We start from the raw sequence: 10,827 nt of genomic DNA, 5'->3' as shown, positions 1-10,827 counted from the left end.
CCACGCCCACCCCCACCAGCCTTTCCACCACCCCCAACGGGAGGGGACGGGCCGGAGCGGGTGGGGTGCCGGACGTAAAGCGAAGCAGTCCGGCACCCCACCCGCGGAGGCCCGTCACCGCACCCCGACAGCCCCGCGCAGCGGACCCCGCCCCGCGCAGCGGCACCGCCCGCCGCCAGGCGCAGGCGCAGGCGAAACGGCGGGAAAGCCAAAAACGTGGGCCAGAGGCAAAGCGCAGCGGCAACGCCCGCCGCCAGGCGAAACGGCGCGAAAGCCGAAAACGTGGGAAACCAAAAACGTGGGGCTCAAATCCTCTCCAGGCTCCGCCCAGTACTCCGCGGCCCCAGCAGCGCCACATCCAGGCACAGCAGCAGCATCAGCCCCGCCGAGCCCGTGAACACCGCGGCCGGTCCAAGGTCGTTCAGCACGCTCAGCGCGACGAACGGCAGCGCGACCGAGGTGAGCCGGGACAGCGAGTAGGCGATGCCGATCGCGCTGCTGCGCAGGGCGGTCGGGAAGATCTCGGTCTGGTAGACGTGGAAGGCGTTGGAGAAAACATTGCTGCACACCGTCAGCAGGAAGCCGAAGGTGACGATGGCCCAGGTGGTGGCGGCGAAGCCGAAGGCCAGACCGCAGCCGGCGATGCCGAGCGCCGAGACGATGATCAGTGTCCGGCGCTCGATCCGGTCGATGAGCGGGACGGACAGCGCGGAGCCGACCGGATAGCCACAGAAGCTCAGCGCCGCGTACAACAGCGACTCGGTGACGCTGTGGCCCTTCGCGGTGAGCACCACCGGCGCCAGCGACCCGAAGCCGTAGTAGCCGACGGTCTGCAGCACCTGGAAGATCCACCACATGACGGTGCGCCGCCGCTGGTCGCCCCGGAACATCTCGGCCAACGGCACCTTCCGCTCCGGTACGGTCTCCGCCTCCGGTACCGACGGCAGACTGCCGCCGCTCTCCCGGGCCACCCGCTCCTCCAGCCCGGCCACGATCCGTTCGGCTTCCTCGCCACGCCCCTGCACCACCAACCACCGGGGTGATTCCGGGAGTTGGCGGCGCATCAACTGGATGAACCCGGCGCCCAGCGCACCGGCGGCCAGCAGCCAGCGCCAGCCCTCGACGCCCAGCGGCTGATGGGCGGCCACCAGCCGGGCACCGAGCAGCGCGGCTACCGGAACGCCGAGGAACCCGACGGTGTACGCATGGGCGATATAGCGGCCGCGTACCGCCCGGGGCAGGAACTCCGCGAGGTAGGTGTCGACCAGCACGAGTTCGGCGCCCAGTCCGAGACCGGACAGAAAGCGCAGCACGAGGAGCCAGGACAGGTCCGGGGCGAAGGCGCACAGCAGCGAGAAGAAGGAGTACGCCGCCAGGTTGATCATGAACATCCGGCGCCGCCCGAAGCGGTCGGCGAGCACCGAGAGCACATTCGCGCCGACGAACATGCCGAGGAACCCTGCGGCGATCACCCAGGACTTCGCGGTGTGCCCGAGGTGCCACTGTTCGGCGAGGGCCGCGGCCAGCACCCCGCCGAGGAAGATCTCGTAGAGCTCGAAGAAGGCTCCGATGCCGACGACGAGGGTGATCCGGCGGTGCCACCGGGACGGCGGCAGCCGGTCCAGCCGTGCGGCGGCCCGAATGCCGGTGGGGGTCCCCCCGCGCCGTTCAGGCGTGGGAGAGGTGGTGTCCGTCATGGCGGTCCTCCCCTGAGCAGGTCCCGGCGCGCAGGACGGAGCCAGGTCCGCACCGCGTGGTCGGGCGTACGGCGAGGACCGTACTCCTCCAAGATCAGCAAGCGGAAGACCGCCTGCCCGGCCGCCCCGGACGGTGGTGGTGGCCTGCGGATTCGGTACCGCCGCGGGACCGGTGGATACCATGCCGGGGTCAACCGAACGGTCCGGGAGGGGCTCCGCGTGACGGCGAAGCAGGACGCGCCACGGCTGTCCGATCTCATGCCGTGGTCCGTGGCGCCGCTGCGGCTCGGCCGCTCCTGGGTGCTGGCGCCGGATCCGGCCACGCTGCGGGCCCGCTGGGCGGCGCTGGTGGACGCCGAGGACACGGCGGCCCGCGAACGGCTGTTCCGGCCGTCCCGGGCCCGGACCCTGCACTCCGCCGTCGGCCAGCTGCCGGGCCAGGCCACGGCAACCGAGCGGCTGTACCGTGCGGGCGGCCCGTGCCCCGAGCCGGTACGGGTGGCACACGGTCCGTTCGACCAGCAGTGGCTGCTGCCCGATCACCGGCTGATCGACGGCGCGCGGCCGGAGCTGTGGCGGGTGGCGGACGAACGGCAGCTGTTCGTGGTCGAGTGGGGGCAGGTGCCGCAGGTGCCCGGCCCCGCGGTGGTGTGCTCCGCGCTGCTGCCCGACGGGCGTTCGCCGGCCGGCCGCCCCGGCCGGATCCGTCCGTTCTACCGGCGGCCCGGCGGGCGCGAGCCCAATCTCGCCCCGGGCCTGCTCGCCCTGCTCGGCCGGCGCCTGGACCGCCCGGCGCCGCCGGCGGACCTGCTGGCCTGGCTCGCCGCGAGCGCCCACCACTCCCCCGACGGCTGCACGGTGCCGCTCACCGCCGACCCCGCACTCTGGGACCGCGGCGTCGCGCTCGGCGGGCGGCTGCTCTGGCTCACCACCCGGGGCGCCTACGCAGCCGGGGCGAACGGCGGGCGCAGCGGCGAGCGGCCCCGGATGCCGGGCGGCCGGCGCCCTTACGTACGCTCCGCGCTCCCCGCCCGCGGGCTGCCGCAGGACGTCGCCTACGACCCGGCACAGGAGGCGCTGCTGCTCGGCGGCGGCCGGATCTCACCGGTGCCGCCGGGCGCCTGGGACTTCCACGCGGGCGGCGTACGTGTCCTGGAAGCATGGCTGGCCGAGCGCACCGGCACGGCCGCGGCGGGCACGGACGTGCCGGAGGCCGGTTCGCTGGCGGCACTGCGCCCCGCCGACTGGCCGCAGGAGTGGACCTCGGAGCTGCTGGAGCTGATCACCGTACTGGCGCTGTTGTCCGAACTCCAGCCGCGGTGCGAGGAGTTGCAGGGCCACACGGAGGACGGTCCGCAGCTGACGGCCGCCGAACTACGGGCCGCCGGCATCCTCCCGGCGCCGGTCTCCGCACACCGCCCGGCCTCGGTGCTCGACCACCACGAGGAAGGCCCGGAAGGGCAGTTCGCGCTGCTGTGAACCCGAGGGGGCCGCGGATCGGTGTTTCCCCGGGGGGCCGCCGATCCGCCCCGGGTCTCCCGGAGGGGCCGGAGGGCACACACAAAACCACCCGTTGCCGGGCAACGGGTGGTGGGGAGTGCTGCACCGGCCGGGTGGGGGACGGGGCCGGGGCGGTGGAGCGGGTACCTCACGGCATCTCCGGGGCAAGGAGTCCCGCCCCGGCGAGCACACCGACGAGCTGCCGGCGCCCTGGGCCTGACGAGCGATCGGACCGCAGTGCCACGCCGGGACGGTGTGATCGCCCGAGATGCCGCTTCAGAAGCGGATCAGCCGTGACCCCCGAACAGCGAGCGCCGCAGCCTGCGCAGCGGCGCGAAGAGCGACACCCTGGCGCCGCGGCTGTTCCTCGTACGCGAGCGATCACGCGCGGTGAGCTCCTGCATCAGCGAGGTCGCGCCCTCCACCTCGCGCTGCGGGATGGCGGGACCACCCAGCACCGCGAAATGGCGGTCGAGACGCGCACTGGACGCACTGCTCCCGCAATTGATGGCAGGGACTCGCGCCCTGCTACGCACTGTTATCTGTTCCATGACTCTCCCCACCCTACGAGGGCACCCGGCCCGGGCAGGGTAACCCTATCTCTCTTGGCGGACACGCGTGCAGACCGGTCAACGGATTCACCTGCCTCGCCTTGGCGTTGACAAACACCATACGGAATGTCACGTACACCGCATGGACCAGGGCGAGTTGAGCGTCATCGGGCTGCCACGGGGCCCGGACGGGGCGCCTGACGGGGCGCCAGGAGGCACGGGGAGAGACCGGGATCTCACTGCCTCTCCCCGGCACCCGGCGGGCGGATGACTACGCAGCGGAGGCGAACACCGGCAGATAGCCGCCGGACTGCCCGGCGGCGGTGGGGTGGTAGGACTCCAGGACGGGGAAGGTCACGCTGTGCAGCCAGGCGCTGCCGGAGCACAGCTCATGGCCGGAAAAGGTGACGTTGACATCGGCGAAGGTGAAGCCGTGGTCGGCGGCCCGCTTGGCGGTGACGCCGTTGATGTCGTCGGCGGCTGCGTTGATCGCGGCACGGGACCTCTCGGAGAGGCCCGCGATACAGCCCCCGCGGAGCTTGTAGAAGTGGGGATAGCCCACGACCACCACGTGCGCGGCCGGGGCCTTCTGCGCAATGGCGCCGTACACCCCGTCGAGCTGACCGGGCAGGGTGGTGGCGATGTAGGTCCTGGCCTGTGCCACCCGGGCCAGACAGGCGCTCTCGCCCTGGAGCGCACAGGTCGTCATGGTGTCGGCGAAACCTGCGTCGTTGCCGCCGATGGTGATGCTGACCAGGCCGGTGGAGCTGTTGAGCGGGGCGAGCTGACCGCTGAGAACGTCACCCGTTCGGGCGCCGGAACAGGCGGTGAAGTGGAAGGAGGAGGGGGAGTGCGCGGCGGCCCACAGGGCCGGGTAGGCCTTGGTGCTGCGCTTGCAGGAGCCGCTGGCACTGTCGTAGCTGCCGGCTCCCACACCGGAGGAGTAGGAGTCACCGAGGGCCACATAGCCCGTGGCGGTGGGGAGTTGAGCCGACACGGCGGCGCTCGCGCCGGTGAGCGCGAGCGCCGTGGTGACGAAGAAGGCGGATGTCAAGGCCGCAAATCGGGACAGTCTCATGGAACCTCCCTTAGCAGGATCTCTGCCACATTCGTCGTAGCAAAACTCGCGGGTAGCCGGAAGTGTCCATGCCAAAAGTCGTCGGAAGTTCATGGCAAATATCCCGGTACAAGGGGATGTTCGCCGCCCCGTCACCGCCCTGCCTCCGTGGCCCGGGCGAGGGCGATGAAGCCCCGACCGCCACCACCACGGCCGACGACGGCGACCGCGCCGGTCCCTCCGGAGGCACAGGCGTTCCTCCCTCTCCGGGCCGGCGTGCGGCGGACCGGTCATTCCCCGGTGGGGCGCAGGCGGCGGGCGAGGCCGGGAACGAGGCAGGCGGTGGCCGCGATGACGACGGCCACCAGCAGGATCACCAGATCCGGACGGGTCCCCAGACCGAGCAGTACGGCGCCGAGAAGGCCCCCGGCGAACATCGCGGAGACCGAGACCAGCCGGCGGCCCGCGGCGTGGCTGCCGTACCCCAGGCGTTTGTCGCGCCCCAGCGGTGACCCGCTGACCAGGGCCGTCATCGCCCGGGTCTCCACCGTCGTCGTGAAGTCGGGGGCGGCGGCCCGTATGGCGGTGACATTGCGCATGCCCATCGCCACCGCCATCAGCCCGACGACCACCAGGCGCCGGCCCGGCGACAGGCCCCGGGCCGGTCCCGACTCCCAGGCGGCCGCCGCGGCCCCGGCCAGCAGCGTCGCCTCCGTGGCCAGCGCGACCGGGAACCAATGGCGTTGCCGGACGGCCAGCGCCGACTCCATCCGGGCCCCGAGCGCCGCGCCGAGGACGAACGCACCGAGCGACACCACCGTCGCCAGGACCGGCAGCCCGCCCTGGCCGGCGATACCGAACCCGAGGAAGAGCAGATTGCCGGTCTGGGTGGCGGTGAAGACCTGACCGAGCGCCAGAAAGCTCACGGCGTCGAGCACCCCGGTGGCCACGGTCAGACACACCATGATCACCGTCAGGGCGATTCCGCTCGGCGGCTCCACGGGCACGGCTCCTTCCGGCGGTCACCGCACCTCGCGGCACATCCCCCCAGTCTCCGGACGGCCGGCCCGCGCTGCCGCCATTGCGCCGTCCGAGGGCGGCCCGGCGCCTACACCCCCGCACGGTTGCGTAGGTTTCCGGCCTTCGTCATGTCTTGACGGTGCTCCGAGCGTTGCGCGACATTGAGGCCCGACATCCGGCGCTTATGGGGGGCAAAGCTGCCAATGCACACCAAGACCATCGCTCGTCACGGCTCGCACGACCTGCCACCACCCGAGGAGCGGCCGGCGGGCGCCACCGCCTCGCTGGTCGCGGGGGTGGCGGTCGGCATCGGCATCATGGGAGCCGTCCTCGCGCTCGCCGATATCGACTCCCCCCTCCGCGCGCCGTTCACCCTCTTCTTCCTTCTGATGGCACCCGCCGCCGCGCTCGCCGTGGCGCTCGGCCGGATGGATCCGCTCGGCCGCGCGGTCGCCGCCGGCGCCGGGGCGCTGGCCGTCGATCTGCTGGTGGCACAGACCATGCTCGCGCTGCATCTGTGGTCACTGCGCGGCGGTGTGCTCGCGGTGGCGGCGCTCAGCGGCGCCCTGCTGCTGGCCGGCGCGGTGCGACGGCGAGCAGGCCGGGCCCCCGGAAGCCGGGCGGGTTGAGATGGACGTGGCGCTGTACCGCCCCGGCGAACTGACCGGGGCCGACCGGAGTGCCTGGACCGCCCTGCAGTCCCAGGCACGGTCCCTGGCGGCGCCGCAGTTGGCGAACCCCTTCCTCTCCCCCGAGTTCGCGCTGGCCGTCGGCCGCTGCCGGAGCGGAGTTCGGATCGCGGTGCTCCACCAGCACGGCGGGCCGGCCGCATTTCTGCCCTTCCAGCGCTCGGCGCTCGGGATCGGGCGGGCGGTCGGCCTGGGCGTCTCCGATGCCCAAGGACTGGTGCACCGGCCCGGGTTCCGGTGGGACGCCCAGGAGCTGCTGCGGGCCTGCGGGCTGTCGGTGCTGGAGTTCGATCACCTGGTGGCCGGCCAGCACCCTTTCGCGGCGGCCTCGTTCAGCGCCCATGCCTCACCCGTCATCGATGTGGGCCAGGGCTTCGAGGCCTATCTGACGGGGCTGCGGGCCCGGTCGCCGAAGTTCACCCGGACCACCCTCGCCAAGGAACGCAAGCTCGGCCGGGACATCGGGCCGCTGCGCTATGTCCACGACGAGCGCGACCCGGCGGCGCTGCGGACGCTCATGGAGTGGAAGTCCGCGCAGTACCGCAGAACGGGGCGCAGCGACCGCTTTGCGCACCCCTGGATCGTCCGGCTCGTGCAGCACCTGTTCCACACCCGCAGCGCTTCCTTCGCGGGGCTGCTGTCGGTGCTGTACGCGGGCGAGCGGCCGGTCGCGGCGCACTTCGGGCTGCGTTCGGAGTCCGTACTCGCCTGCTGGTTCCCGGCCTACGACCCTCAGTTCGCGAAGTTCTCCCCCGGACTGGTGCTGCATCTGCGGATGGCGCAGGCGGCGGCCGCGGAAGACCTCGGGTACCTCGACCTGGGGCGCGGTGCGAAGGATTACAAGGACGCCCTCAAGACCCGTGAACTCATGGTGTCCGAGGGGTGGGTGATGCGGCGGCATCCGGTGGCGCTGGGGCATCGGGCGCGGCGCGCGCCGGTCCGTGCGCTGCGCAATGCGGTGCTGGCCAGGCCGGAGCTGTTTGCGCCCGCCGACCGCCTGCTCAAGCGGGTGGGCCGGATCCGGTCGGGGCGGTGACGCATAACCGGCAGCGGCGGTCCGTGCCGGGGTTTTGCGGAGTTCGAGAGGGCGCAACGGGGCGTGCGCCGGTGCATCAATACGGGCGTGCCCCCGAGTGCACCGGCCAGTTGCCGCAAAGGGTATTTGACGCGGAAGGTCGTGCCCTACAGTCCCTGACATCAATACCGACGCACATCCACCCGCAACGGACGATCATCGCAAGACGGCTCTGGGGAGAGCCCGCACGACACGATGAAGCGACCGGTGCGGTGCGCGGTGGGGGGGTCCCGTGCGCACGGTCTTCGCTTGCCGATCACAGCTTGCCGAGGGCCGGAGCACGAGCCGCGCAGCCGGAATCACGCGTGCCTGCTCGCCTTGTCCGCACGGTGAACCCTGCCGTGCGACCGGGGTGTGAACCCCCCTTTCGACCCGGATAACCACACGGACCGCCCGGGGGTGGGCGGTCCACCGGACGAGAGGGCAAGAAACCCGATGAGCTCGTTCCTTCGCCCGGCCGATGCGGAAGAACCGCCGCTGACGCTGCTGCCGGACCAGGCCGTCTACCGTCCCGTTTCCTCGCATCTGGCCATTGCTCCGCCGGTCAGTGTCGTCATCCCGGCGATGAATGAAGCGGAAAATCTCCCGTATGTCTTCAAGACCCTGCCGGACTGGATCCATGAAGTGATCCTGGTCGACGGGAATTCCACCGATGACACGGTCCGGGTCGCCCGTGACCTGTGGCCGGACGTCACGGTCGTACCGCAGCGCGGCAAGGGCAAGGGCGACGCGCTGATCAGCGGTTTCGCGGCCTGCACCGGCGAGATCATCGTGATGATCGACGCGGATGGGTCGGCCGACGGCGGCGAGATCGTCAGCTATGTCTCGGCGCTGGTATCCGGGGCCGACTTCGCCAAGGGCTCGCGGTTCGCCAACGGCGGCGGCACGGACGACATGACGCCCGTCCGCAAGCTCGGCAACCGCGTCCTGACCGCCGTGGTCAACACCAAGTTCGGCGCCCGCTACACCGATCTCTGCTACGGCTACAACGCCTTCTGGCGGCACTGCCTGGACGAAATAGCCCTGGACTGCGCCGGGTTCGAGGTCGAGACCCTGATGAACATCCGGGTGGTCAAGGCCGGGCTGCGAGTGCAGGAGATCCCCAGCCACGAGTACAACCGCATCCACGGCGTCAGCAATCTGCGGGCGGTGCGGGACGGGCTGCGGGTGCTGCGAGTGATCCTGCGCGAGCGGGGCTCCAGAAGGAACCGGGCGGCCCGGCCCGCGCTGATCACCGGGAACGTCCGGTGAGCGCGGCGAGACCGACGGCCGGCCCGGCAGCACGGATCTCCGTCGTCATCTGCGTCCACACCGAGGACCGGTGGGACGACATCCTCGCCGCGGTGGCGTCGGTGGACGGCCAGTCCTGTCCCGCCCATGAGCTGCTCGTGGTGGTGGACCATCACCCCGCGCTGCTGGCCCGGCTCAGGGAGCAGTTCAGGGGCGCTCACGCGGGCGCATCGAGTTCCCGTGCTCCCGCAACTCCCGTGCGGATCATGGCCAATTCGGGACCCCGAGGGCTGTCCGCGGGGCGTAACACCGGTATTGCCGCGGCCGACGGCGAGATCATCGCCTTTCTGGACGACGATGCGGTGGCCGAGCGGGACTGGCTGCGCCACTTCGCCGCGGCCTACGCGGACCCGGCGGTGATGGCGGTCGGCGGGCGCACCGAGCCGGTCTGGGCGTCCGGCCGCCGCCCGGCGTGGTTCCCCGAGGAGTTCGACTGGGTGGTGGGCTGTACGTACCGCGGTCTGCCGCCGGGCACGGTGCGGGTGCGCAATGTCCTGGGCGGCAATGCGTCCTTCCGCAGGGTGGCGTTCGATCTCGTCGGCGGGTTCGCCGTCGGCATCGGCCGGGATGCCGGCCGGCGCCCCCTGGGCTGCGAGGAGACCGAGCTGTGCATCCGGATCAGCCGCTCGCTGCCGGGCGCCGTGCTGCTGATCGACGACCGGTCGGTCATCCACCACCGGGTTCCCGCCGCCCGGGAGCGGTTCGGCTACTTCCGCAGCCGGGCGTATGCCGAGGGCCTGTCCAAGGCGCTGGTGACCCGCAGCGTCGGCGCACGGGACGGGCTGTCGGCCGAGCGGCGCTATACGACCCGGGTGCTGCCCGTGGGGGTGCTGCGCGGGGTGCGCGACGCGCTGCTGCGACGGCCCGGCGGCGCCGGGCGGGCGGGCGCGATCGTGGCAGGCGTGACCGCCGCCGCGGCCGGCTATGCGTGGGGCACCGCACGGGCACGGGCACGGGCACGGGCACGGGCACGGGCACGGGCACGGGCACGGGCACGGGCACGGGCACGGGCACGGGCACGGGCACGCGGAAAGCCTTGGGGGAGAGAGCGGGTCGGCCGGCCGGCGGAAAGTGCGGCCGCGGAGGCGGTACCGGAGCGCGAGGGGGCGGCGATATGAGCGAACGGCCTCCTGTGGTGCCGATATTGATGTACCACGCGGTGACCGCGGCTCCGGCACCCGCCGTGCGGGAGCTGTCCGTGCCGCCCGATGCCTTCGCCGCGCAGCTCGCGGTGCTGGCCGACGCCGGCTTCACCCCGCTGACCACCGCCGCGCTCGCGGCGGCCTGGCGGGGCGGCGGACGGCTGCCGGCCAAGCCGGTGCTGATCACCTTCGACGACGGCTACGAAGGCGTGTACCGGCATGCGCTGCCCGCTCTTGCCCGGCACGGTTTCCCGGCCACCCTCTTCGTCTCGACCGGCTGGCTGCCCGGCCCGTACGACACCGGTGGCGCCCTGGACACCATGCTCGACTGGGACCAGGTACGGAAGCTGGCAGCAGCGGGTGTGGAGATCGGCGGGCACAGCCACAGCCATCCGCAGCTGGACGGCCTCGGTGACGCGCGGCTGCGGCACGAGGTGCTGCGGTGCAAGGAGATCATCACCGAGCAGACCGGCACACCGCCGGAATCCTTCGCCTATCCCTACGGTCACTCCAGCCGGCGGGTACGGCGGACGGTGCGCGGTCTGGGGTTCTCGCAGGCGCTCGCGGTGGGCAATGCCCTCGCGGCCCGCCGCCAAGGGCCCTACGCCCTGGCCCGGCTGACGGTGCGGCGCCGTACGGACACCGAGGAGTTCGCCCGGATCATCGAGGGCCGCGGGCTGGTCCGCGCCTTCGCCCGGGACCGGGTGCTCACCAAGGGGTACGCGGTGGTCCGCAGAGCGCGGCAGGCGGTCCGGCTGTGTACACCGGGCGGCTGAGCGCACCGCGGCTCGCCCGCGGCAAAGGAA

The 10,827-nt window shown here is 72.2% G+C and carries 10 protein-coding genes; 6 read left to right on the top strand and 4 right to left on the bottom strand.

From position 1 onward, the window contains the following. Window positions 1-305: 305 nt before the first annotated feature. Entirely contained in the window at window positions 306-1,697 is a 1,392-nt protein-coding gene (locus ACF088_RS36035; RefSeq protein ID WP_392380131.1) for an MFS transporter, read from the bottom strand. 219 nt (window positions 1,698-1,916) lie between these two features. Here ACF088_RS36035 and ACF088_RS36030 point away from each other — a divergent pair, with 219 nt between their 5' ends. Continuing rightward, a complete protein-coding gene (locus tag ACF088_RS36030; RefSeq protein ID WP_392380129.1) occupies window positions 1,917-3,176 on the top strand; it encodes a type ISP restriction/modification enzyme in 1,260 nt (419 codons plus the stop codon). A gap of 308 nt (window positions 3,177-3,484) precedes the next feature. On the opposite strand, the gene ACF088_RS36025 is transcribed toward ACF088_RS36030, so the two are convergent. The 3 genes from ACF088_RS36025 to ACF088_RS36015 all read right to left on the bottom strand — a co-directional run bounded on the left by ACF088_RS36025 (window position 3,485) and on the right by ACF088_RS36015 (window position 5,806). After that, complete coding sequence (locus ACF088_RS36025) at window positions 3,485-3,748, bottom strand: hypothetical protein (RefSeq protein ID WP_392380128.1); 264 nt, start codon at window positions 3,746-3,748, stop codon at window positions 3,485-3,487. Between the two features lie 271 nt (window positions 3,749-4,019). After that, window positions 4,020-4,826, bottom strand: a complete 807-nt coding sequence (locus ACF088_RS36020) for an SGNH/GDSL hydrolase family protein (protein WP_392380127.1) — start codon at window positions 4,824-4,826, stop codon at window positions 4,020-4,022. 269 nt (window positions 4,827-5,095) lie between these two features. Next, window positions 5,096-5,806, bottom strand: coding sequence for a YoaK family protein (locus ACF088_RS36015; RefSeq protein ID WP_392380126.1), 711 nt, complete (start codon window positions 5,804-5,806; stop codon window positions 5,096-5,098). 222 nt (window positions 5,807-6,028) lie between these two features. Between ACF088_RS36015 and ACF088_RS36010 the strand changes: the two genes are divergently transcribed. From ACF088_RS36010 to ACF088_RS35990, 5 genes are all read left to right on the top strand, one after another. Continuing rightward, entirely contained in the window at window positions 6,029-6,454 is a 426-nt protein-coding gene (locus tag ACF088_RS36010; RefSeq protein ID WP_392380125.1) for a hypothetical protein, read from the top strand. Between the two features lies 1 nt (window position 6,455). After that, entirely contained in the window at window positions 6,456-7,550 is a 1,095-nt protein-coding gene (locus ACF088_RS36005) for a GNAT family N-acetyltransferase (protein WP_392380124.1), read from the top strand. Between the two features lie 474 nt (window positions 7,551-8,024). Beyond that, entirely contained in the window at window positions 8,025-8,840 is an 816-nt protein-coding gene (locus tag ACF088_RS36000; RefSeq protein WP_392380123.1) for a glycosyltransferase family 2 protein, read from the top strand. Next, window positions 8,837-9,997: a glycosyltransferase family 2 protein gene (locus ACF088_RS35995; protein ID WP_392380122.1), complete on the top strand. Its 1,161-nt coding sequence runs from the start codon at window positions 8,837-8,839 to the stop codon at window positions 9,995-9,997. The genes ACF088_RS36000 and ACF088_RS35995 overlap by 4 nt, the downstream gene beginning before the upstream one ends. After that, window positions 9,994-10,797 carry a polysaccharide deacetylase family protein gene (locus ACF088_RS35990; protein WP_392380121.1) on the top strand — a complete coding sequence of 268 codons (804 nt, stop codon included), beginning with the start codon at window positions 9,994-9,996 and terminating at the stop codon, window positions 10,795-10,797. Before ACF088_RS35995 ends, ACF088_RS35990 begins: the two co-directional genes overlap by 4 nt. The last annotated feature ends 30 nt before the right edge of the window (window positions 10,798-10,827 follow it).

This window comes from Streptomyces sp. NPDC015125 (genome assembly GCF_043080045.1).
Lineage (GTDB): Bacteria > Actinomycetota > Actinomycetes > Streptomycetales > Streptomycetaceae > Streptomyces.
Note: the sequence above shows the minus strand (reverse complement) of the source record. Positions and strands in the feature narration are given on the sequence as shown.

Excerpts from the sequence above, each read along its gene's own strand:
- ACF088_RS36010 (WP_392380125.1), top strand. The coding sequence starts at position 6,029 with ATGCACACCAAGACCATCGCTCGTCACGGCTCGCACGACCTGCCACCA.
- ACF088_RS36025 (WP_392380128.1), bottom strand. The coding sequence starts at position 3,748 with ATGGAACAGATAACAGTGCGTAGCAGGGCGCGAGTCCCTGCCATCAAT.
- ACF088_RS36035 (WP_392380131.1), bottom strand. The coding sequence starts at position 1,697 with ATGACGGACACCACCTCTCCCACGCCTGAACGGCGCGGGGGGACCCCC.
- ACF088_RS36005 (WP_392380124.1), top strand. The coding sequence starts at position 6,456 with ATGGACGTGGCGCTGTACCGCCCCGGCGAACTGACCGGGGCCGACCGG.
- ACF088_RS35990 (WP_392380121.1), top strand. The coding sequence starts at position 9,994 with ATGAGCGAACGGCCTCCTGTGGTGCCGATATTGATGTACCACGCGGTG.
- ACF088_RS36000 (WP_392380123.1), top strand. The coding sequence starts at position 8,025 with ATGAGCTCGTTCCTTCGCCCGGCCGATGCGGAAGAACCGCCGCTGACG.
- ACF088_RS36020 (WP_392380127.1), bottom strand. The coding sequence starts at position 4,826 with ATGAGACTGTCCCGATTTGCGGCCTTGACATCCGCCTTCTTCGTCACC.